This is a genomic window from Halomonas sp. 3H, assembly GCF_024206005.1.
Taxonomy (GTDB): domain Bacteria; phylum Pseudomonadota; class Gammaproteobacteria; order Pseudomonadales; family Halomonadaceae; genus Halomonas; species Halomonas campaniensis.
Genome location: NZ_CP100360.1, coordinates 1712234 through 1735624, shown reverse-complemented (window position 1 = coordinate 1735624; position 23391 = coordinate 1712234). Strand labels below are relative to the sequence as shown.

Below are 23391 nucleotides of genomic sequence, written 5' to 3'. Positions count from 1 at the left end.
AATGAAGCTCTTCAAGAAACCAGCAATATTCCTGATCGACCATTTTGAAGAAATCATCGTGGTCATCTGCATGTTTGGCATAGTCATCTTGACATTCACCGCGGTCATTGCAAGGTATGTATTTCGCATGCCTATTGCAGGAGCTGATGAAGTCGCAACTTATATGTTTCTATGGGCATCGCTATTTGGTGCGGCAGCAGCCTTTAAATATAATAAGCATGGAGGAGTGCCAATCCTGGTTGATTTTCTACCAACCAAAATACGCCGCACTTCAGATTTATTCATCTTGAGCATAACAGCCGCATTCTTCGGCTTTCTTTCTTATTACAGCTGGAAGTTCCTCAACCAGTCGATGAGAGTTGGGCAGACCAGCCCTGCTACTGGCATTCCAGTATGGACAGTTAATGCCGGAATCTTTGCGGCCTTGTGCATGTGTTCAATACGCTGTGTCATAGCCATTGTTCGCGATCTTATAGGGATGAGTAGATACCCGAATGTTCCTGTGTCATCCAACATAATATCTGAAGACAACCTTGGGTCCACACCAAAATCTTAAGCGAGCCACCAATGGACATATTGACCAGCTCCGGAATAGTTGCATTACTGCTCTTTTTTCTCTTCCTGTTTGCGAGCTTCCCCATCTCTGTTGCCTTGGGTTTGGGTGGGGTTGCAGTTTTTGCGTATCAGCAAATTGCACCGTTTACGACATTGCCCCAGATATTTTCTGGCGCAATCGATTCCTTCACACTACTGGCAATACCGCTATTCATCATTGCAGGCAACATGATTGCTCAAACTGGAATAGCAGGAAAGCTGGTTTATCTGGCACAGTTCATGCTTGGGCGCATCCCTGGAGGGCTTGCCATCACAGTGATCGTAGCAGGCGCGTTTCTGGGAGCGCTGTCGGGATCCAATGTTGCCGCAATCGCAGCGTTAGGCTTCATGATCGCGGCCATGCAAAAGGCCGGATATCCCTTAGGGTTTTCATGCGCTACCGTTGCAGCAGGCTGCACCTTCGGGGTGGTCATCCCACCCAGCATCAACCTGATTCTTTATGGAGTGATTGCTAACGCATCTATACCGGCTCTCTTTGCTGCGGGCATCGGGCCCGGCATAATCTTGGCGGTCGTATTATGCACATATATATACATTGTGGCCAAGAAGGAAAACTTCCCAATTGCCGATATCGAAAGAAACTGGCCCGCCTTCAGGATTGCCTTTAAAGATGCCTTTTGGGGGCTGATGGCACCGATTATAATTCTTGGGGGCATCTATGGTGGAATTTTTACGGCCACTGAGGCCGCCGCTGTAGCCGTTATATATGTATTTTTAATTGACCGCTTCTTCTACCACAAAATTCGCCTGACAGACTATCCCTACTTAATGCTACAGTCCGGGCTGACTACTGGCGTAGTCATGCTCATTCTGGCCATGGCTTCCATACTATCTTTTATACTCATGGTAGATGGAACGGCAATGCAGGTGAGAGATTGGCTATTAACCGCAAGCGGTGGTAGTTCCGTTATCATGCTGCTGCTCGTTAACATCATCCTGTTTTTTGCCGGCGCGTTTCTCGATCCGGTCTCTGCAATATACCTGCTCGTGCCGCTTCTGTTACCTTCCATACAGGCTGTTGGCGTAGACACCGTGCATTTTGGCGCCATCATGACCACCAATTTATCGATGGCACACATCACTCCACCAATCGGGCTAGCCCTCTACCTGGCCTCACAGATAGCCGGCATCCCGTTCACTAAGGCTGCCAAGGCTGTCTTACCCTTTGTGGCATGTGAAATTGTCGCCTTGATGATCGTGACCTTCGTCCCTGGTTTCACATTGTTCTTTGTTAACCTACTGGCTTGAGTTAACCCAGGCCTTCGCCACACGGCAAGGCCTGGTGATATCTCGACGAAAAGAAAGCAATTGCAGCCAGTCATCACGCCTGAAAATTCTGGATTCCGGTCCAACAGCACGGCTTCCGGCATGGGGTTCTGGTTATTCTGGAATGGCCTATTCAGTCGCTTCCTTTGCCATCAGCGTACTGGCGATCTCCAACAGTCGATCATCCTGCCAGCGGTTAGCCACCAGCTGAACCCCCAGCGGCATGCCGGATTTACCATGGCTCAACGGCAGGTTGAGGCAAGGCACACCAAGTAGCGTCCAGGCCCGACAGTAAACGGGGTCGCCGGTAGCCTCGAGACCTTTTGGCGCCACGCCGGTCGCACTCGCGGCAAGTATCACGTCAACCTGAGTCTCGAAAACAGTTGTTAATTCCTGTTGAAGGCTTGCTGCCGCGAGCATCGCCTCACGGTAGCGAGGATAACCAATCGCCCGACCCTCCTCGATCAGTTCAACGAGCTTGGGCCCCATGCAGGCGGAAAGCCGGGAGTATTCGCTGGCAAGCGTCTGGGCCGCCTCATAGGCCATCACGACCTTCTGCTGCTCCACCAAGGCTTCGTAGCGTTCGTCCAGTGCCAGTGGCACCAATTCGGCCCCTGCTTTCTCCAGCCTTGCCTGAGCATCCAAAAGCGCCCGCTCGACATCATCCTCGAAGGTTAGAGCACTGGGCAGACTGTGGACACCGACACGCACACCAACGAGGTCATCCCGGGGCGCAATACGAGGCGCCCGTGTCAGCGCCGAGAAGGTGGTGCAGATGTCCTCGATATGGCGTGCGAACCACCCTACGGTATCCAGCGAGGGGGCAAACGACTTGACGCCGGCGGCACTGAGCGTGTCGAACGTCGGTTTGAAACCGAATACCCCGCAGTAACTCGCCGGGCGAATCATGCTGCCGGCGGTCTGGGTGCCGAAGGCAAGCGGCACCATGCCGGCAGCCACCGCGGCTGCGGAGCCACTCGATGAGCCACCGGGTGTTCGGGAGGGGTCGTGGGGGTTACACGTCTTCCCTGGAGTGAAGTAGGCAAGCTCGGTTGTGACTGTCTTGCCCATGATCAACGCGCCCTGCTCCTTCAGCAATGTCACCAGCGCCGCATTGACAAGAGATGAAGGTGAATGCAAATAGCCGCCCGTTCCCCAGCGGGTCGGAAAGTCCTCGGTCTCGATGATGTCCTTGATGCCCACCGGCACGCCGTACAAAGGCTTGTCTCTCAAATCGCCAGACAACTTCGGAGTCTCAGCAGACAGGGCCTCCCAGGCCTGAACCTCCGGCTCACGCTGTTCGATACGCGTCGTGCAGGAGTTCCACCAGTCGAGGGGCTTGGCTCGACCCTCGGCCAGGGCGGCCTGATACGCGTTGATGGTCATATCGGAATTATCATTCACGTTGTTTCTCCTTTGGTGTCAGGCAGACAGGCGGTCCGCCTAAATGATCAATTTCAAGCCAACCAGCACCACCAATAGCGCAAATAGACGCCTGAGCAGCCGCGGCGATAAATTATGGGAAAGCCGCACGCCCAGCCTGGCAAAGGGCACACTGAACAGAGCGATACCGGCGAATGCAGGCCAATAGAGATAACCGGAGCTGTAGGCGGGAAGTATGGATTGCCCTTGACCCGTGAAGAAAAAGGTCGCGGCCCCTACCGCAGCGATCGGGAGCCCACATGCCGCTGAGGTACCTATCGCCATCGTGAGGCGAGCCCCGTTCCTGGCAAGCCAGGGTACGCTGAGAACCCCCCCACCCACACCAAACAGTGCCGAAAAGGTGCCGATCAGCGTTCCTGCAGTAAACATCGCCGGCAATCCGGCCGGCTTCCTGCCCGCTCTTGGGGACTTGGCAAGCAGCATGCGCAACGCCAGCAATAGCATGAACACCCCGAAGTAGCGCTCAAGACGTTCGGCCTGAAGTTGCCCAGCGATGAGGCCACCCAGCACTGCACCGAGAATGAGGCCTGGAAGCATACGAGTGAGCAGTTCGACAGACACCGCACCTTGTTTCCAATGCCCCATCGCCGAGGCAGCGCCGGTGGCGGTGATGATTGCAAGTGAAGTGCCGATAGCAAGATGGATCACCACCGCAGGGTCCACACCCTGCTGATTGAGGGCCACGATTAGCGCCGGCACAACAACCACTCCTCCACCGATGCCGAACAAGCCAGCAATCAGTCCGGCCACGGCACCCACCAAGGAGTAGAACAGTAGCGCTGACAGCATTCAGAACTCACTCCATTCAAAAAGACGGGTGGGGTCTGAATAGCCCCACCCGTGGTTACGCAGTTGTGGTGTTTATTCCAAGACATCACTTGCAAATGAGATATCGACAATATCCTCGTAGTACATCTCTCCTTGGATATTGCCCACGAATTGCTGCATCTCGATGGCGTTAGCGAAGGCGTCTTCGGTGATCATAACGCTCTCAGGATAAACGTTATTGTCGATCATGCGCTGTACCGCAGCATCCACGACATCACCCTGCAGGTCACCGAACTCCAGTCGAGCTACCGCCTTCGCGATTTCGGCATCGGAATGGATCAGTGATAGAGAGTCATTGATGGCACTCACGAAACGCACGACCAGGTCGGGGTTGTTATCAATCATCTCCTGCGAGGTGTTGATAGTCGAAAACGCATACTCAGGATAATCATCCGTAAATGCATGGATGATCTCCAGCCCCTGCGAGATGCCCTGCTCCACCTGAGGCTGGTAGGCGACGGCAATATCGCCTCGGCCGGACAGTACCGGGCCAAGCTCGGATCCGTTCTGAACCTCGGTGACAGTCACTTCACCGTTGAGACCGGCATCCTCGATCAGACGCCTGATCAGGGTGTTGGAAGTGCCCGGTGCCAACCCTACCACGACTTCCTTGCCCTCGAGGTCTGCAGGCGAGGAGTAACCCAGGTCTGGGTGGGCAAGCACCCACACCGGCGCACTGTTAGCCACTGCACTGATAGCCTTACCACTGCCACCCTGCTCTTGAGCAAAGCCGACATGTTCCGGACCATGCACCGAGAACTGCGACTCACCGGAAAGCACCGAGGCCAGCGCGGCCGGACCGGAGCCGGCAGAGCGCACCACCGGCACATCGATATTGTGATTATTGAACAGCCCCTCGTGCTTGGCCACATAGACGGGAAGATAGAGCAACGAATGAAAAGCCTCGTTGATCAGGATGGTATCCATCTCGTCGGCCTGAGTGCTGAAGGAAGCACTCATTGCCAGCAGGCCTGTGCCCAGGACGACACCTTTGTAGGATGAAGAGTGACTCATTTTATAATACCCCTTTGTTTATGTGAAACTACGCTAAATCTTGCTGATACAGCAAAACTACTTACTTCTGCCCCTTTTCCCATGGCAAGAGACGCTTCTCAACTTGTGAGACAATGATGTACAGCACGATGGCAACAATCATCAGCATGATGACACCAACCCACACGACATTTAGATTGAAGAGGTTGCCAGCGACGAAGATCATTCTCCCGAGGCCACGATCTGACGAGATGAATTCCCCTCCGATTTCGGCAATCAGTGCAAAACCGATATTCAACCGAAATGCAGAAATGATCCACGGCAAGGTCGCTGGTGCCACCACCTTGGAAAAGATTTCACGACGACTGGCACCCAACGAGCGCATCAGATTGATCAGGTTACGGTCTATCTGGTGAGTACCCTGATAGGCGGAAAGCAACGCAACAACAAAGGTGGCAACAAATGCCAGCATTATCTTCGAAAACATGCCCGAGCCAAACCAGATGATGATCATCGGTGCCAACGCAATCTTCGGCAGACCATTGAGCGCCACCATGAATGGATCAATGATGCGTGCCGTGGTGCGCGAGAACCAAAGCAGCAAACCGGCAATCGAGCCAAGGATGCTGCCCATCAGGAACCCGACAACAGTCGCATAGACGGTAGCAACAGTATCGTTCAGCAACTGTCCGGATTGAATGAGCCGCCAGGCCTCGCCTGCAATTCCCACGGGTGAGCCCATGAGGAAGGAGTTGATCCAGCCAAGATTCACTCCTAACTGCCAGATAACGATCACCAACGCTAATCCCGCACTGCGAAAAAGATTATCGGTCAATAGTGTATTACCGGATAAGCTCTCGCTATTCTCCTTGACACTACCGGCTCGGATTACATGCGTATGAAGCTGAGACTCGCTCATGAATCACCCCCGGTAATCTGGATGTCCAAGTCATCCCAGATCCGATCGAAAAAGGTTTGGTATCGAGCATCACTGCGAGCCTTGAGACATGAACCGAGCTCACGAGAGAGTCCTACATCGTAAATTTTTTTGACTGATGTCGGTCGCTGAGTCATCACGGCTACGCGATCCGACATAGCAATAGCTTCACCGATATCGTGCGTAATCAGTACAACTGTCTTATGGTTCTCTTTAAGAATTGAGACAATTTCTTCTTCCAGCACAAGACGGGTCTGGTAATCAAGAGCCGAAAAAGGCTCATCAAGAAGAATCAGGTCCGGCTCAGTAATCAGTGTGCGTATCAATGCAACCCGCTGCCGCATTCCTCCTGACAGAGTGCTGGGATACTGTTCGGCAAAATCAGCAAGTCCGTATCGTGCCAGTTGATCCCTGGCCATCTCATAGCGTCTCGCCTTGGGCATGCCCTGTATCTCGAGGCCCAGGCACACGTTATCGATGATAGTTCTCCAAGGGAACAGCAGGTCACGCTGTAGCATGTAGCCGATCCGAGCGCCGCAGTTCGGATCACTTCCACGTAGAGTGATGCTGCCGTCGCTTGGCTCGAGAAGGCTTGCAATAATATTAAACATCGTGCTTTTCCCGCAGCCGCTCGGCCCAACGATGCTGACAAACTCCTCCTGCTTGATATCCAAGGTAATGTCTTCGATGACCTCAACACTCTCACTATTGGAACTCGTAAAGGTTTTCTTTACACCTTCCAGGGAAATGACACTTTCTCGCAGTGGCAATGGACTACGCTTCTGTTCAGGCAGCGTGGCCGAATGGGATATAGGGGCATTCATTGGTGACCCTCCTTCAGGTTAGCAAGTGCAAAGAATTATGAATGCAAAACACTCAGCACTTTTGATGCCAGGAAGGTATTAATTGGAAATAATCAGCGCGTTAGGTGAGAAAATGCCGGCTTGGGGGTTTTTGGCATTGACAACGCCACGCCCGCCCATGGTGCAGAATCCCTCCGTGTATGCACCATGCCGGCAGAGAGGCAGGAAAGATGTAAGCAAACGGGCATCACCGGTTGTCAGTGATCAGGCGGTATGCTGCCAGCTGTGAGGCAGGAGTTCGTAGAGCTGACTGGCCTTCTGGCTCGGCAGCCGTTCCAGCACATCCTTCAGGTAGGCGTAGGGCTCATGGCCATTCAGCTTGGCGCACTGGATCAGGCTCATGATGGTGGCGGCACGCTGGCCACTGCGCAGTGATCCGGCGAATAGCCAGTTGCTGCGACCCAACGCCCAGGGGCGAATCAGGTTCTCGACCCGGTTGTTATCGATCGGCAACCCGCCATCGTCGAGGTAGCGCGTCAGCGCCGCCCAACGCTTCAGGCTGTAATCCAGCGCTTTCGCTGTCGCCGAGCCGTTCGGCACTTTCTCTCTGTGAGCCAACATCCAGCGGTGCAGCGCGCCGGCGATGGGCTTTGCTCGTGTCTCCCGCAGCCGTTGGCGCTCTTCAGCGCTCAGTGACTGGGGCTCGCGCTCCACCTGGTAGAGCTGACCGATCAGCTCGATGGCCTGACCGGCGATCTGGCTCTTGTCGGCCACGTGCAGATCGACGAACTTGCGCCGGGCGTGGGCCATGCAGCCGATTTCGGTGACGCCGTTGGCAAAGCTCTGCTTGTAGCCGCTGTAGTCGCCGCAGACCAGCTTGCCCCGCCAGTCGCCAAGGAAGTCGCGGGCATGCTGGCCGCCGCGCCCCTCGCTGAAGTCGTAGACTACCGCCTTCAACCCGGCATAGGGCGAAGTGGCATAGGCCCAGAGGTAGGCGTGGTGGGTTCTCTTCTTGCCCGGGGCCAGCATCGGCACCGGCGTCTCGTCGGCATGCAGCACCGGCTCGCTGAGCAGCAGGTCGCGTAGCGCATCGATCAGTGGTTGGAGTCGCACGCCGCAGATGCCGACCCATTCGGCCAGGGTAGAGCGCTGAATCGCCACGCCGGTGCGGGCAAAGATCTGCGCCTGACGATAGAGCGGCAGGTGATCGGCATATTTGGCGATCAACACTTGGGCCAGCGGGCCGGCGGTGGGGATGCCCTTGTCGATGATCTGGGCCGGCATCGGCGCCTGGGTCAGCGTCTCGCACTGGTCGCAGACCCACTTGCCACGGATATGCCGCTCGACGTGAAACACGCCCGGCGTGTAGTCGAGCTTCTCGCTGCTCTCTTCGCCGATCCGCCGCAGCTGGCAGCCGCAGGCGCAATGTTCGCTCTCCGGGTCATGGTGGATCTCGGTGCGCTGCAGTTCGGGGGGCAAGGGAGCGCGCTTGGGGGCCTTCTTGGCCGCCGGCGGCGTGGAGGCGAGCTTCAGGTCTTCCAACTTGGTCTCGATGGCAGCGATGTCGGCATCTACCACCTCCTCCAGCAGGCTGATCTGCAGGACGTTGAGCTGCTCGCTGCGCTTGCCGAAGGCGTGGCGCTTGAGCAATGCCAGTTCATAGGTCAGCTTCTGGTTGACCTGCTCGTTGTGGCGGAGGGCTTTATCCTTTTCCTCCACCTGCGACATCAGCGTTGCCGCCAGGTGGCGGAGCTGATCGGGAGAGAGCTGAGACAGATCGGGCGACGTGGTCATCCGACAAGTATGCCAGCCCGACGCTGACAGCGGGATTAGCGCATCCGCGAATAGCCGGGCCGCCACGTCTGTGCCGCGGATCACACGACGGAGATCACTCCGCCGGCGCCGAGACGCTGCCAGGGCAGTCCTTGAACCAGCGCCGTCACCTGCTCGGGGCAGAGCGCGACGCGATCGCCATGCCAGTTACCGGCCCAGTGGAACTTGCCCTGGTTCAAGCGCCGGGCACATAGCCAGACGCCCAGGCCATCGTGAATCAGTACCTTCATGCGGTTTGCCGCGCCGGTTGGTGAAGAGATAGGCACAGTGCGGGCGCGCCGCGACGAACACCTTAACCACGCGAGCCAGGGCCGTGTCCGGGCCGGCGCGCATGTCCAGCGGCTCGGTGGCCAGCCAGATCTCGTCGATGCGGATCATCCCAGCAGCCCCTTTAGCCAGTGGGCACACTGAGCCGCCTCGGCGACGGGCCACCGCACGGTGATCGTGCCCTGTGATGAGGGCAGCTCAATGCAGATCTCGCTGGCAGTGGCAGGTGGCGTTGGCAGGTCGGCTGATGGCGGCACCGGCAGGGGCACAAAATCCGGCACGGCCGGCAGTTGGCTCTGCCGCTTGGCCTTACGGATCCAGGTCTGGACGAGGTTGGTGTTGAGCCCATGCTGCAACGCGACCTGGGCAATTGAAGCGTCGCCCTCCAGGCAGGCCGCGACGATCTTGGCCTTGAACGACGGGGCGTAGCGACGGCGGCGACGGATCTCACGTTCGGTGCTTGGGGGTGTCATGAATAGGTGCCCATCTATTGTTACGTGGGCACCTAATGTCACCGCACAAGGCCTTCCGCGGAAGGTGTGTTCAGCGGCCGGTTACGATAAAGCCCGATTCCATCCACCATCACGAGCAGGTAGCGAGAGGATCAGAGGGGGGACTTTCTGCTGTCGCTTGACAGGGGTGTCCGCTCCAATTAGACCACTTCATACATGCTGCTTTACATACAAGCAGGAAAATCCTAAAAATAGTCATGTCGATTTTCCTTCTTGCACTGACCCGCGAAACCCGCTGCCTGCATATTAGCAGGGGCAAGGCACGGCTGATTCAGCAAAGGTGTGTCCCGATGTCCGACCGACGTGAAGACGATACTCACCTGCGAGATGCCATCGGCCTTGCGGACTCCTGGTTTGGTCTAGACCTGTCCTCGTCCGACTGTGGTCACCAGAGTAGCGCCTTGCGGAGTTGGCACGACCAGCTCGATCATGCATGGCAAGCCCCCTGGCCGCTATCGGAGCCGTCGGATTTCGCGGTTGTGATGGCGCAGAGGGCACATCCGCAGGACGTTACACCGGACGGGACCGGGCCCTCAGAGCGAGTCCGACCGGAACCCGCCTATACGAGGCCGGAGTTCGGGCTGACGGCTGCTGCCGAGGCAATGCGGCGCGGGGAGGTCTCTGCGACTGAACTGACCATCGACTCGCTCAAACGCCTCGACACCATTGGTCGCGACCTCAATGCCGTCATCGCCGTTGACGAGGAGGCGGCCCTCGTGGCGGCACGCTGCGCCGATAGGCGTCGCCAGGCGGGTCAGGCGGATTCCCCGTTGCTGGGCATTCCGCTGGCACATAAGGCGCTTTATGGTCGTGCCGGTCGGGAAAGCACAAGCGGTGCGGCGGCGCGACGCGGATTCGTGCCCAACGCGACGGCCACCGTACTTGAGCGTCTCGATGCCGCCGGCGCTGTTGATCTGGGCCAACTGCACACCACCGAGGCCGCCCTTGACCCCTCAGGCCTTGAATGCCACATCGGTCCGTGCCGCAACCCCTGGGATGAAACCGTGATCACCGGCGGTTCATCGAGCGGCAGCGCCGTTGCGGTGGCTTGCGGGGCAGTCTTCGGCTCGCTGGGGTCGGACACCGGTGGATCCGTTCGCATTCCGGCTGCCCTCTGCGGTGTCACCGGCATCAAACCGACCTATGGGCGCGTCAGTCGGCACGGGGTGCTTCCTGTGAGTTTCTCTTGCGATCACGTCGGCGTGCTTGGCCGCACTGCCGGGGACTGTGCGCTGCTACTTGAAGCCATTGCAGGGCATGATCCGCGCGACGCAACCAGCAGCAAGCACCCCATGGGGAGCGCGCTGGCCGTCGGCGGCTGCGTCTCGCTGGCGGGGCGCCGTATTGGCGTGCCGGAAGGGTTTTTCCGGGATTACCTCCACCACGATGCCCAGGCCCTGCTTGACGACAGCCTCAAGGCGCTGCGGGAACTCGGCGCTGACCTCGTGCCGGTACCGCATTTCGACTACGACGAACTCAATGCGCTCGCCGCCGTCACGTTACAGGCCGAGGCAGCCACGGTGCACCTGACGTCGTTGCAAACCCGACCCCATGCCTACTCGCGTGCGATCCGCAGGCGACTGCAGCTCGGTCTCGGTATTCCCGCCGTCGCCTACAATCAGGCCATCGGCCTGCGCGGACTGCGTCTGGCCGAATTCCTAGATCAGGTCATGGCGTATGTGGACATGCTGCACACTCCGGTGATCGCCATGCCGACACCATCAATCACTTGGCAGGCGGGCAAACCTTCGATAGATCGGGCCGACATGGCGGCGTTGACCCGATTGACGCGCCCCTTCAATTACCTCGGGCTGCCCGCAATCACCTTGCCTTGCGGGTTCATGCGATCGCCTGCGGGAAAGCCCATCCCGGTCGGTTTCCAGTTGGTCGGCCACCCATTTTCAGAGCTGGAACTGGCGGCGGCCGGTGCCGCCTACCAGAGTGCAACGGACTGGCATCGGCATCAGCCGTGATGGCGCTGCGGCGCAAGGGCAGCCCTGTTGCTGTCCGCGGGTTCGACGACATACTCGGACAAATCGGCGGTACGCGTCATGTTCCAGTATTCCACGAAGCGCCAGGGGATGTTTGTCACTACGCGCCCCCGGCTGTTCCGGTAATAGGTCTGCATGCCCCGGTGGGCCCACACCATGCCCTCGTGAATGCTGTCCACGTCCCTGTTGTAGGCATCATGCACATCCTTGCGGATTTCCACCGCATCGGCGCCCTGCTCCCGCACGCGGTCCAGCAGGTTGCCAATGTAATTCACCTGACATTCGGCAATACTGATGTAGCTGCCGCCGATCGGATTGGTGTTGGGGCCGTACATGAAGAACAGGTTTGGGAAGCCCGGTGTGGCGATACCCAGGTAGGCACGGGCATTATCCCCGTCCCAGGCATCCCGTAGGGCAACATTGCCACGACCGCGGAAATCCACCGTCTGGGCGAAATTTTGCGCTTCGAAGCCGGTGCACAAGACAATGACATCCACCTCCACATGCTCGCCGCTGGCCGAGGTGATACCCGTCTTGGTGAAACCGGACACGGCCTCGGCGTGCAGCGAGACGTGCGGCTTGCGAAGTGTCGTGAACCAGCCGTTGTCGAGGAGAATCCGCTTGCCAAAGGGTGGGTAATCCGGCAGCGCCTTGCGCAGCAGATCATCCCGGCCGTCGAGCATATCCATCATGTATTTCGTGAAGAACTCCCGATGGCCGTCGTTGATGGCGTTCATCGAACGTTCCGGATGCGGCCAGTCCGGGTCTTTCTGGAGCGCCGGGTAGATCTTGTCAGTCCAGGTCCAAGCGAGCCGGAACCGATACCAGTTGTAGTAGTAGGGGACGTTATTCACCAGCCAGTGATGGCCCGACTCCAGCGGCTGGAAGTATTCGTCACTGGGCGCAATCCACTGCGGTGAGCGCTGGTAGACATGCAGTTCCGCCACCTTATTGGCGATCGCCGGCACGATCTGCATGGCGCTGGCCCCGGTTCCGACGATAGCAACGCGCTTTTTGCTAATATCCAGATCATCCGGCCAGGTCGCCGAATGGAAGATCGCTCCCTGGAATTGCTCCAGCCCAGGGAACGCCGGCACCTTCGGTGTGTGGAACAGCCCCACGGCGGAGATGACGAAACAGGCTTCCAGAGTGTAGGCATCCCCGTCCCGGGGCTGCAACTCGAGTTGCCAACGCCGTGCCGTCTCGTTGTATCGCGCGGCTGCCACGTCCACGCCGAACCGGATGTACTGGAGCAGGCCATGCTCATTAGCCATGTCCCGCAGGTACGTCATGACTTCGTCGCGTTTGGCAAAATGCGTCGACCAGTCGCGTTGGAAGAACGAATACGAATACAGGTAACTGGGTGTGTCGACGCCGCAGCCGGGGTAGCGGTTACCGAGCCAGTTGCCGCCGACGTCGCTCTGCCGCTCAAGTATCACGAACGGCAGTCCCAGTTGTTTCAGGCGCAACGCAGCCAGGAGACCGGAGACACCCGCACCGATGATCACGGTCAGTCCAGCATCAGCGACACTATCGGGTGAGCCTGGCCCGGCTTCCGTGCCGTCGGCACCGAAGCCCATCTGGGAGGCCACCATGGGGATGTAGTCTGGCGGCACCTCCTCCCCCATGCACACTTCCATCATCCGATGCAGCAGCGTGGTGTCTGGTGATGGCACCCGTGCACGCGCTCCGTTCAGGCACTCGGCGATTGCCGTGCCGGCAGCAGCGCGTATCTCCTCCTGGCGCTGCTCGGGTAGCCCACCGGTGCGATGATCGCCCAGGCCCCGGTTCTTGGTGGGTTTGTAGGGGGCGCGCAGCCACTTGTCATCACCGGTCAACTGGAACAGTGTCATCAGCAGCGACGGAATGTTCGCGGCGCGGAGCGCCTCGCCGAGTTCAGCCTTGTTGTTGTGCGTTTCGGTCGTCATGGTCTCTCCAGTGCCGGTGACATGCTGGCACAACCAGTAGGTAGTAAATTATACCCTTCGGTAGATTTCGGTACCAAATTGGCGCAGCAGCGTCCTGCAACGGCAGCCATTATATTGTTCAGCGGTCCGGGTAGTCGGGCGTGCGTTTCTCGAGAAAAGCCGCGACGCCCTCACGCCAGTCACCACTCTCTCGGACCCGGTCAACGCAGGTCTGTTCGCGGAGCGCCTGTGCTGACGACGCCGGATCACCCAGCTCAAGCCCGGCGCAGAATGCCCTGACGGCCTGCACCGCCGCAGGACTGTTCGAGCAGATCGCCTCGGCGGCGGAGAGCGCCCAGTCGTCGAGCGCTGATGAGGCCACGACGGCGTTGAGGAAACCCGACTCGCAGGCACGCTCGGCGCTGATCAACCTGCCGGTGAGCAGCAGTTCCATCGCCAGTGCGCGCGGTATCTGTCGGGTCAGCTTGAGCGCCCCCCCACCGGAAGGGAAGATACCCCACCGCACCTCCGGCAGCCCGAAGCGGGCGTCCGTTCGGGCGACCCGGATATCGGCCGCAAGCGCCAGCTCGAAGCCCCCGGCAACGCAGTGGCCGTTGATTGCAGCGATGATGGGCTTGCTGAAAACCCGGCTCTTCAGCAGCGCCTGGTCGATGAGAACATCCCGGTCCTGGCATGCGTCCCAGTCCACAGAGAGGTCGGCGCCGGAGCAGAAGGCCTCCTCGCCGGAGCCCCTCAGTATCACGCAGCGCACCGAGCGATCCGCGTCGAGCACACGCCAGGCATCCGCCAGATCCCGGAACATGGTGATATCCAGCGCGTTACGACGCGACGGGTTATCGATCGTGATGCGTGCGATGCCGCCGCCCCCCTGAAACACCTCGATGCCCATATGCCTCAAGGCCTCCCGGCTTCCGCGGCGTCGGCGGGCAGAACACCGACGATGCGCTCTGTGAACATGACCATCCTGTCGGCAAGCCCGGTCTCCGACAGGCGGCCGTGCGGCCGGTACCAGGTGTAGATCCAGCTGATCATCCCGACGATGGCCAGTGTCGCCATACGAACATCGGCGATATGGAACTCACCGCTGTCGGCGCCCTCCTGGATAAGGGCAGAGAGCTCATTGTCAAAGCGGCCCTTCAGTGCATTGATCTCGTCTTTGTACTCATCGGGGATGTTGTTCTCTTCCCGGAAGAAGATGGCTGTTGTCCGCTGCTCAGCGATCACCAGGCGCGTGTACTCGTCCGCAAAACGCCGAATTCGCGCAGTCGGCGACCCCGAGGTCCGGCGCGACCGGCTGACGCAGTCCACCGACCGGTGAACCACCCGTAGATAGATTTCCACCAGCAAAGCCGACTTGTTCCTGTAATGCTGGTAGATGAAGGGCTTGGTGACCGACAGCCGTTCCGCTATTGCGTCAAGGCTGGTTCCCCTGTAACCGCGTTCATAAAAGAGCCTTGCCGCAACCTCCAGGATGCGTTCCTTCTTGAAACTCTGCACTTCGTCGCGCATTGCCATCGGTCGTCTGTTACTCCTTGGGCTCAATCCGTGGGCGGGGGCGTCCACCACCCGCCTCAGTCGGCACTATCGTTCCGGCTCTTTTCGCGTGCCTGCTCCGCCAGGACGAAACGCTGTATCTTGCCGGTTGGTGTCCGGGGGAATTCGTCGGCGAACTGCACGAATCTGGGAACCTTGTAATCGGCCATGTTGCTACTACAGTACACCAGCAACTCGTCACGAGTCAGGGCCGCGTTCTCCGCAAGTTGGACATAGGCAAAACCGACTTCGCCGAGACGCTGGTGCGGCACACCCACCACGATTGCTTGCTTGACCGCGTCATGGCCCTGGATGATCCGCTCGATTTCGGCAGGATAGGCATTGGTCCCGCCAACGATGAACATGTCCTTCACCCGACCGGTAATTTTCAGGTACCCTTGGCGGTCGAAGCAACCGAGATCGCCCGTCCGGAAGAAGCCATCCTCCGTTATCACCTCGCGGGTTGCTTCGGGATTACGGTAATAGCCCTGCATGACGATGTGGCCCCGCACCCAGACTTCCCCCACCGCGTCGGCGGGCAACTTCTCCCCGCTACGGGCATCAACCACGATCACCTCGAACTCGCCGACGGGCTTGCCCTTGTTGTCGAACAGTACCTCCAACGGGGCGTCGAACTCGCTCAGCACCGTGGTGGAGGTGGTTTCGGTCATCCCGTAGACCGCCTGGAGGGCATCGAGTTGCATGATTTCGAAGGCCGCCCTGGCAACGTCGGGCGTCACCGGCGCGCCACCGATCCAGGCACTTTTCAGGCAGGAGGTGTCATACGGTTTTTTGCGAAGCACATCAATGCAATCAATAAAATGCGTTGGAATGCCGCCAAGGAAGTTGACCCGCTCACGGGCAATGATCTCCATTGCCTTGTCCGGATCCCACTTGGACATGGTGACCAGGGTACAGCCGAGCAGTATGCATGGCAGCACCTCGGTGACCGTGCCGGCAATATGGTAGAAAGGCATGTGTCCGAGAATGCGCTCGCCGGGCTCGATGTGCATTTCGCGGGCCACATTGGCCGCATTGCGCAGCATCACGTGGGAGTGCATAGCCCCTTTGGGGTTGCCCGTCGTGCCGGATGTGTAGACGATTATCACCGTATCGTCGACGGACACCTCCACCTCGCGCTGCGCCAGGCCATCGTTGCCGCGGCCTCGCTCTCGCAGGGCGTTCAGCGTGGATGTCCCTGGCTGCGCCACGTCGTTCCAGAGGATGATGGAACGTAACGCCGGCAGGTCATCCGAGACAATGCTACCAGGTTCCATGGTATCCAGCCCTGGGACCATCTCCTGCGCCATGGCGAAGAAGTCGATATCCCAGTACTGGTCCATCATGATCAGCACGCTGGCATTGGACTGTTGCAGCACGTAGCGGGCTTCTCGTGTCTTGAAGCGCGTATTCACCGGCACTAGTACGGCCCCGATACGTGCGCAGGCCATCCAGATCGCGACCCACTCCGGGGAGTTGGCGACCCAGACGGCCACGTTGTCACCGTGCTGGATACCGACATCGATCAGGCCCGCCGCCACCTCGTCCACCATGCGGTCGAGCTCACCGAAGCTGAGCCGGCTGTGTTCACCAATCACCGCAGGCCGGTCCGGGTATGATTCGGCGGTACGCCGAAGAGCGGCTCCGATAGTAATGGGCTCCCAGGTCATGCACTTCTCTCCTTACTGGTTACCAGTGTCAAGGCAGGCCATTACCTGTCTCAGGCGCATCGACTAGCGGATTGAAGGAAGCCAGAGCGCGATTTCCGGAAATATATAGACAATGCCAACGACCACAACCTGTAGGGCGATGAAGGGCACAACACCGCGGTAGATATCAATAGTTGTTATGCCCTTCGGCGCCACTCCGCGCAGATAGAACAGCGCAAAGCCGAACGGTGGCGTCAGGAACGAGGTTTGGGTGACGAGCGCCATGAGGATGGCGTACCAGATAAGATCGACCTCGTACATGACTGCGGCGGGCAGCAGCACCGGCACGAGAATGAAGACGATCTCGAAAAAATCGATGAAGAAGCCAAGAATGAAGATCGCCAGCAAGGTCAGGATCACGAAGCCTGCCGCCCCACCTGGCATCATCGCCATCAGGTCGCGGATCAGCCAGTCGCCATCCAGGGCGCGGAACACCAGCGCGAAGGCCGTCGCCCCGATCAGGATGAACAGGATCATGCTGGTGAATCGAGCGGTGGAGTCCAGCGCCTGTCGCAGCAGCCCCCAGCGGAGTTGGCCACGCAACAGGCAAAGCACCATTGCGCCGATGGCACCTACCGCGCCTGCCTCGGTGGGGGTGGCGAAGCCGGTGAATATGCTCCCGAGCACCACCACGATCAGCAGCAGCGGCGGAATCATGACCAGCAGGACCCGCTTGGTCAGTTCCAGCGTGCTGATCGATGAGCGCTCGCTTTCCGGTATCGCCGGCACCAGCTCGGGCCGGACAAATGCCAGCCCGGCCAGAAAGAGTATGTAGGCACCGACAAGCATAAGCCCGGGGATTAGGGCTGCTGCGAAGAGGTCGACCACGGACACGCCGAGCTGGTCACCCAGCACGATCAGAACAATGCTCGGTGGCAGAATCTGGCCGAGTGACCCCGCCGACACTACGATGCCACTGGCGATTCCCTTGCCGTAGCCGTAGTTCAGCATCACCGGCAGCGAGATAAGCCCCATGGCAACCACCGAGGCGCCGATTACGCCAGTGCTGGCCGCAAGCAGCGCGCCGATACCCACCACCGAGAGACCGATGCCGCCCTTGAGCCGCCCGAACAACAATCCAGCGGTGGTCAGTAGATCTTCGGCGATCTTCGCCCGCTCGAGGATTAGCCCCATAAAGATGAAGAACGGAATCGCGATGAGCGTGAAATTTTGCATGATGCCGAAGATTCGCTGCGGCAGGGCTTGCAGGAAAAAGAAGTTGAACTCGCCCAGAGCCAGGCCCACGCCGCCGGCCAGCAGGGTCACACCACCAAGCACGTAGGCGACGGGCAACCCGGTGAACAACAGCACCATGAGCAGCGCAAACATCGCGAGACCGAGAATGCCATCCATCGTTTAGTCTGCCTCGGAGAGTGTTTTTCTAGAGTCGGGTTCGTGGGGATCGGGCCCGCGCCCGAGCATGAATGCCGTATGCTTTATCGCGTGGGACACGCTCTGCAGAAGCACCAGCACGAAGGCGATTGGCACCAGTGGCTTAATGGCCCAGGGAGAGATCCCGCCGGGCAGGGTCGAGCGCTCCCATACGGCGATGGCATTGGCCACCATTGGCCAGGACATGTAGATCACCAGCAGGGAGAACGGCAGCATGAAGCACACCGCACCGAACACCTCGATGGCGCTTCTGGTTTTCTTGCCGAGCCGAGCGTGAACAATATCCACCCGGACGTTGGAGTCCGTCAGAATCGTGTAGCCGCCGACCAGTAGGAACATCATGCTGAACAGCACCCACTGAAGATCTAGCGCCGTCCCCCAGGTTAGGTTCTCGCCGATGCTGCGCCCCAGGCGTCGGAGTGATGCATTTCCGAAGGAGACAACGATCATGGCGAGACAGCACCAGATCGCCACACTCGCAACGCCCCGGTTGAATGTGTCAATCAGGCGGCTCAGCCCAAGTAGGTAACCCATGTCCCCCCCCCTCCAGCCACATCCATGGTGCAACGCGCCCGCTAACCTAGCCGTGGACGTTCCTGTGACGGTTAAGGGGGTAGACCGTCATGTCCTGCACCGAGCGGATTTCAGCGGCGAACTTCTGCCATTCCGGGAAGATGCGCGCGAAGTCCTCCTCCTCTTCGGCGAACCGGTCGAAGTGCCGGTTGGCCGCTTGCTCCACTGCCTGCATAACGTCATCAGGCAAGGCGCGGAACTCGATCTCCGGGTGCGTTTCGCGAAGTTCCGCGATAGTCTTCCTGTCCATTTCCTGACAATGCGTAACATGTTCACTGTGAGCAGCCAGCGCAGCCGTCTCGAACGCGGTCTTGAAGTCGTCGGGCAGTTCGTTCCAGGCGTCCCTGTTCACGTAGGCGCTCATGGCGGCGCTTGGCGAGTTCCAGCCCGGGTAGTACCAGTAGCGGGCAACCTGGTGAAGGCCGAGCCGCACGTTGTCTGTTGGTGTCCCCCCGGCGGCACCGTCAATGACGCCCCGTTCCAGCCCTGCCAACATTTCGCCCACCGGGATTAGTTGCACAGAGACACCCACATCCTCGAAGATCTGCCCGCCCAGCCCGGCAATGCGCAGACGCAGCCCACGGAGGTCCTCCAAGCTGTTGATCTCTTTGTTGAACCAACCCATCATCTGACCGCCGATGTCGCCGACAAGGAAGGACTTCACATTGAAGCGGGCATGTACTTCATCGAGCATCTCCGCACCACCGGCATCGCGCAGCCAAGTGGCATGCTGCTCGGTGGTGAGGCCGAACGGAATGCCGGCCTCCAGCATAAGGGCGGGATTCTGGCCGATCAGGTAGGCGCTCCAGCTATGGCCACACTCGACGGTGCCCGCCTGCACGGCGTTGAACACCTCAAGCGGCGGCACCAGCTCCCCGGCCGGCCGGACACGGATCTGGAATTCGCCATCAGTAAGTTCCGCCACCCGGTTAGCTAACATGGTTGCAGAATCCTGAAGCAGCAGACCCGACGGCCACGAGGTGGGCATGTTCCACCGCACTCGCGCACGCTGCGCAAATACCGGCGACATACCCGAGGCAACCGCCAGACCGCCGGCCGCGGAACCAAGAAATACACGGCGTGAAATACCCATGTCCTACTCCTTACCTTATCGTTATTAATCAGCTGGTTGAGTGGAACTCTTGTTGTCTTCGCCAGAGGTGGCGAGTCAGGCCCGACATTCTTTTCGAAATACTGAATTTGTTATCGACAGCCTGAAATCAACGTATACCGACTTGCCCGGGGCGTCAACCACGACTTTACTGGTTGGTAAATTAATCTACCTACGTGTATACCGAAAGCAAACCAGCGGCTCCCGGAGCGGGAACGGCCACCAGAAAACAAGTACGAGGAGAGCGGTATCCATGAAGAGTCTGTTGATCAACGGTGAATGGCGAGAGGCATCGTCCGGCGAGACCCTGCCGGTGGTGGAGCCCAGCAGCAGCAAAGAGTTCGGCACCATTGGCCGTGGCAGTGCGAAGGACGTCTCTGATGCAGTCGACTCTGCGCGAGCGGCCTATACAGGTGACTGGGGCGCGCTGCCGCCCGTGGAACGTGGTCGCCTGCTCCATCGATTTTCGGAGCGGATTCTTGTGGGGGCCGACGAACTGGCAAACATCGAAGCCCGGGATACTGGGAAACCGATGAAACAGGCCCGCGCCGACGTCACCGCCGTGGCGCGCTACTTCGAGTACTACGGGGGCGCGGCGGACAAGTTCCACGGTGACACCATTCCCTACCTCAGAAACTACAACGTCTCGGTCATCCACGAGCCATTCGGTGTCACGGGGCATATCATCCCGTGGAATTACCCAGCGCAGATGTTCGGCCGGACGCTGGCGCCGTCTCTGGCGGTGGGCAACGCCACCGTCATCAAGCCGGCGGAGGATGCCTGCCAGAGCGTGTTGTACCTTGCTGAACTGGCACTTCAGGTGGGGTTTCCCCCCGGTGCGATCAACGTAGTCACCGGCACAGGTGCCGAGGCCGGCGCCGCACTCGCTGCTCACCCCGGGGTCGGCTTCGTCGCCTTCACCGGATCACCCGAGGCGGGCATTGCGGTTCAGAAGGCCGCGGCCGAGCACTTCGCCCCCTGCGTGCTCGAGTTGGGTGGCAAATCACCGCAGATTGTCTTCGAGGATGCTGATCTGGAAGCGGCCCTGCCCCTGCTGGTGAGTGCCATACTGCAGAACGCTGGGCAGACCTGCTCAGCCGGTAGCCGGGTACTCATCCAGGAGAGCATTTTCGAGACCGTCTCCCAACGGCTCGCCGAGCGTTTCAGGCAACTGCGGGTTGGTGACCCGACAATGGACCTCGATTGCGGCCCACTGATCAGTGCTCGGCAGAAGGCCCGCGTGGAGCGCTTCCTCAGCCATGCAGCCGAGACGCAGATCCCCCTGCTCGCCCAGGGAAGCTACGCGGAGGGCGTTTCCCCGGATGGGTACTACGTGCCGCCGACGCTGCTCGGCCCGGTGCCCAGGGACGATCTCATCGCCCGCGAGGAGGTTTTCGGGCCTGTGCTCGCGTTACTCCCCTTCCGGGACGAGGACGACGCCGTACACCTTGCCAACGACACGGATTTCGGGCTGATCGCAAGCATCTGGACGCGGGATGGCCGCGTGCAACAGCGCATGACGCAGCGGCTCGCGGTGGGCCAGGTGTTCATCAACTGCTACGGCGCCGGAGGCGGCGTGGAACTGCCCTTCGGCGGCGTGAAGAAGAGTGGCCATGGTCGGGAGAAGGGTTTCCTCGCTATGGAGGAGTTCTGCACGACCAAGACGGTCGTCAACCACTTCGGTTGACAGGCCAGGCACGCGCGGGGGCCGGCGACAGCCAGGCCCCGCGGTCATCAGGCAATCAGACGCAGTGGCCACCATCTACTTCAAGCGCCACACCGGTAATAAACCCCGCGGTCATCAGGCAATCAGACGCAGCGGCCACCATCTACTTCAAGCGCCACACCGGTAATAAAGGCCGCGGTCATCAGGCAATCAGACGCAGCGGCCACCATCTACTTCAAGCGCCACACCGGTAATAAAGGCCGCGGTCATCAGGCAATCAGACGCAGCGACCACCATCTACTTCAAGCGCCACACCGGTAATAAAGGCCGCTTCTTCGGAGGCCAGATACAGGGCGGCATTGGCAATATCAAGCGGCTGTGACAGCCGACCGAGGGGGATCGTGGCACGGAAGGCGTCGCGCTTCTCATCGCTGTCTTCGCCCATGAAGGTGGCGAGCAGCGGTGTATCGCCGGCGACCGGACAGATACAGTTTACCCGGATTGCATCCGGGGCGAACTCGACGGCTGTCGATTTCGTCATGTTGACCACAGCCGCCTTGGAAGCGTTGTAGATGGTGAGACCTGGGCGTGGACGGAATGCGCCTGTGGACGCGATGTTGATGATGGCGCCGCCACCCTGACGGCGGAGCACAGGCACCGCCTCGCAGATGCCAAGCCACACGGCCTTGATGTTGACTGCGAGAATCCGGTCCACATCGTCTTCCGCGATCTCCAGTGTAGGCATGTTGCGGTTGGAGACACCGGCATTGTTGACCAGAATATCCAGCTTTCCGAAGCGCTCCACTGCCGCCGCCACCAGCTGACGCACGTCCTCCCGGTTTGCGACGTCTGCGTATTGATAGGCGGCCCTGTCCGCGCCGAATTCGCTCCGCAGTTTTTCGGCCACGCGCTCACCGGCGTCCCTGTTGACGTCATTGACGATAACGCAGGCGCCCTCCTCAACGAAACGGTGTGCGATGCCCTCCCCGAACCCCGAACCGGCCCCCGTAACGATCGCGACACGTTCCCGCAGTCTCATTGTCTTCTCCTCGCATTTGCTTTTTATTCGAAATAATTTTCAGGGCGCGCTTCAATTCATGAACACGCCGCCATTCACATCCAGCATCGCGCCGCACATATAATCCGCGCCCTCGGAGCAGAGAAAGGCGATGGGCAGGGCAATCTCCCGCGGCGTCGCGAGACGCTTCAACGGTATTCCCTCGGCCGAGTAGCCCCAGCCATCCGTCATCGGCGTGGCTGTCGCCCCCGGCGCAACGGCGTTGACGTTCACCCGATTCGGGGCCGCCTTTCTCGCCAGCCACTTCACCAGGGCGGCAAGTCCGCCCTTGGAGGCCACGTAGTGCGGCTTCGCCAGCAACCCACCCATTCGCGCCGCAAGGGAGGAGACGATCACGACCTTTCCCTGCTGCTGGGCAGAGAGTCGCGGCAGGGAGGCCCGGACAACGTTGATCACGCCCATCAGATTGACGTCTATGACGCGCTGGAAAGCGGCGTCCCAGTCGTCGTCCTGCCACTCATCCATGGGATGGACTCCGGCATTCGCGACGACTGCATGCAGTTCGGGTAGGCTGTCGATGAGTGTTTCCACGGCGTGGCGATCCGTGACATCGACGGCGTGGGCCGTGGCCCGGATGCCGCCCTCGCCCAGCTCCTCGAGCAGCGCGCCGCAGCCGTCCACATCCACAAGAACCAGCGAAGCGCCCTGTTCCGCGCAGACACGTGCCGTCTCGGCACCTATGCCGCCTGCGGCACCCGTGATCAGCACGGTCTTTCCTGCGAGAGAGAAGGCTTGCATTGGCAACCCGGTCACCCGCGCGCGTCCCACTTTACCGGAAGTCAATTTGTTCTACCGGGTATGCGTGATTCAGGGAGACAATGCGGGCGTCGGACAGCCGACGCCCGCTGCAGCGGCTGTCCACAGAGGGGGTGCCCGGTGACGGTCAGCGCCCCATTGTGCCGCCAAATCAGCG

The 23391-nt window shown here is 59.6% G+C and carries 21 protein-coding genes; 4 read left to right on the top strand and 17 right to left on the bottom strand.

Going from position 1 to position 23391, the window contains the following annotated elements:
- Position 1 precedes the first annotated feature (1 nt).
- Both NFC98_RS08045 and NFC98_RS08040 read left to right on the top strand, forming a co-directional pair.
- Positions 2–556: a TRAP transporter small permease gene (locus NFC98_RS08045; RefSeq protein ID WP_254277564.1), complete on the top strand. Its 555-nt coding sequence runs from the start codon at positions 2–4 to the stop codon at positions 554–556.
- 11 nt (positions 557–567) lie between these two features.
- Positions 568–1863 (top strand): TRAP transporter large permease, encoded by a 1296-nt coding sequence (locus NFC98_RS08040; RefSeq protein WP_254277563.1) that lies wholly within the window; start codon positions 568–570, stop codon positions 1861–1863.
- A 147-nt stretch (positions 1864–2010) separates the two neighbouring features.
- Here the strand turns inward: NFC98_RS08040 and NFC98_RS08035 are convergent, their stop codons facing one another.
- The 8 genes from NFC98_RS08035 to NFC98_RS08000 all read right to left on the bottom strand — a co-directional run bounded on the left by NFC98_RS08035 (position 2011) and on the right by NFC98_RS08000 (position 9458).
- The gene (locus NFC98_RS08035; RefSeq protein WP_254277562.1) at positions 2011–3285 is read right to left on the bottom strand and encodes an amidase; all 1275 of its coding nucleotides are present in this window, start codon (positions 3283–3285) and stop codon (positions 2011–2013) included.
- A gap of 39 nt (positions 3286–3324) precedes the next feature.
- Positions 3325–4113 carry a sulfite exporter TauE/SafE family protein gene (locus tag NFC98_RS08030; RefSeq protein ID WP_254277561.1) on the bottom strand — a complete coding sequence of 263 codons (789 nt, stop codon included), beginning with the start codon at positions 4111–4113 and terminating at the stop codon, positions 3325–3327.
- 72 nt (positions 4114–4185) lie between these two features.
- Positions 4186–5166: an ABC transporter substrate-binding protein gene (locus NFC98_RS08025; RefSeq protein ID WP_254277560.1), complete on the bottom strand. Its 981-nt coding sequence runs from the start codon at positions 5164–5166 to the stop codon at positions 4186–4188.
- A 61-nt stretch (positions 5167–5227) separates the two neighbouring features.
- A complete protein-coding gene (locus tag NFC98_RS08020) occupies positions 5228–6064 on the bottom strand; it encodes an ABC transporter permease (RefSeq protein WP_254277559.1) in 837 nt (278 codons plus the stop codon).
- Positions 6061–6906 (bottom strand): ABC transporter ATP-binding protein, encoded by an 846-nt coding sequence (locus tag NFC98_RS08015; protein WP_254277558.1) that lies wholly within the window; start codon positions 6904–6906, stop codon positions 6061–6063. The genes NFC98_RS08020 and NFC98_RS08015 overlap by 4 nt, the downstream gene beginning before the upstream one ends.
- 243 nt (positions 6907–7149) lie before the next feature.
- Positions 7150–8679 (bottom strand): IS66 family transposase, encoded by a 1530-nt coding sequence (locus NFC98_RS08010; protein WP_254277557.1) that lies wholly within the window; start codon positions 8677–8679, stop codon positions 7150–7152.
- A gap of 80 nt (positions 8680–8759) precedes the next feature.
- Positions 8760–8948 (bottom strand): transposase, encoded by a 189-nt coding sequence (gene tnpB, locus NFC98_RS08005; protein WP_254277556.1) that lies wholly within the window; start codon positions 8946–8948, stop codon positions 8760–8762.
- Between the two features lie 144 nt (positions 8949–9092).
- Positions 9093–9458, bottom strand: coding sequence for a transposase (locus NFC98_RS08000; protein ID WP_254277555.1), 366 nt, complete (start codon positions 9456–9458; stop codon positions 9093–9095).
- Positions 9459–9787: 329 nt separating this feature from the next.
- On the opposite strand from NFC98_RS08000, the gene NFC98_RS07995 reads away from it, so the two are divergent.
- Positions 9788–11470: an amidase gene (locus NFC98_RS07995; protein ID WP_254277554.1), complete on the top strand. Its 1683-nt coding sequence runs from the start codon at positions 9788–9790 to the stop codon at positions 11468–11470.
- Here the strand turns inward: NFC98_RS07995 and NFC98_RS07990 are convergent.
- The 7 genes from NFC98_RS07990 to NFC98_RS07960 all read right to left on the bottom strand — a co-directional run bounded on the left by NFC98_RS07990 (position 11461) and on the right by NFC98_RS07960 (position 19716).
- A complete protein-coding gene (locus NFC98_RS07990; RefSeq protein ID WP_254277553.1) occupies positions 11461–13416 on the bottom strand; it encodes an NAD(P)/FAD-dependent oxidoreductase in 1956 nt (651 codons plus the stop codon). The genes NFC98_RS07995 and NFC98_RS07990 overlap by 10 nt on opposite strands.
- A gap of 118 nt (positions 13417–13534) precedes the next feature.
- Positions 13535–14305 (bottom strand): enoyl-CoA hydratase/isomerase family protein, encoded by a 771-nt coding sequence (locus NFC98_RS07985; protein WP_254277552.1) that lies wholly within the window; start codon positions 14303–14305, stop codon positions 13535–13537.
- 5 nt (positions 14306–14310) lie between these two features.
- The gene (locus tag NFC98_RS07980) at positions 14311–14931 is read right to left on the bottom strand and encodes a TetR/AcrR family transcriptional regulator (protein ID WP_254277551.1); all 621 of its coding nucleotides are present in this window, start codon (positions 14929–14931) and stop codon (positions 14311–14313) included.
- Positions 14932–14987: 56 nt separating this feature from the next.
- Positions 14988–16619 carry an AMP-binding protein gene (locus NFC98_RS07975; protein WP_254277550.1) on the bottom strand — a complete coding sequence of 544 codons (1632 nt, stop codon included), beginning with the start codon at positions 16617–16619 and terminating at the stop codon, positions 14988–14990.
- A gap of 63 nt (positions 16620–16682) precedes the next feature.
- Positions 16683–18011, bottom strand: a complete 1329-nt coding sequence (locus NFC98_RS07970; protein ID WP_254277549.1) for a TRAP transporter large permease subunit — start codon at positions 18009–18011, stop codon at positions 16683–16685.
- A gap of 3 nt (positions 18012–18014) precedes the next feature.
- On the bottom strand, positions 18015–18584 hold the full coding sequence (locus NFC98_RS07965) for a TRAP transporter small permease subunit (RefSeq protein ID WP_254277548.1): 570 nt from the start codon (positions 18582–18584) through the stop codon (positions 18015–18017).
- 46 nt (positions 18585–18630) lie between these two features.
- Positions 18631–19716, bottom strand: coding sequence for a TRAP transporter substrate-binding protein (locus NFC98_RS07960; RefSeq protein ID WP_254277547.1), 1086 nt, complete (start codon positions 19714–19716; stop codon positions 18631–18633).
- Between the two features lie 271 nt (positions 19717–19987).
- Here NFC98_RS07960 and NFC98_RS07955 point away from each other — a divergent pair, with 271 nt between their 5' ends.
- Positions 19988–21421 (top strand): aldehyde dehydrogenase family protein, encoded by a 1434-nt coding sequence (locus NFC98_RS07955; protein WP_254277546.1) that lies wholly within the window; start codon positions 19988–19990, stop codon positions 21419–21421.
- A 256-nt stretch (positions 21422–21677) separates the two neighbouring features.
- Here the strand turns inward: NFC98_RS07955 and NFC98_RS07950 are convergent, their stop codons facing one another.
- On the bottom strand, positions 21678–22439 hold the full coding sequence (locus tag NFC98_RS07950) for a glucose 1-dehydrogenase (protein ID WP_254277545.1): 762 nt from the start codon (positions 22437–22439) through the stop codon (positions 21678–21680).
- Positions 22440–22490: 51 nt separating this feature from the next.
- Positions 22491–23186: an SDR family NAD(P)-dependent oxidoreductase gene (locus NFC98_RS07945; protein ID WP_254277544.1), complete on the bottom strand. Its 696-nt coding sequence runs from the start codon at positions 23184–23186 to the stop codon at positions 22491–22493.
- Between the last annotated feature and the right edge of the window lie 205 nt (positions 23187–23391).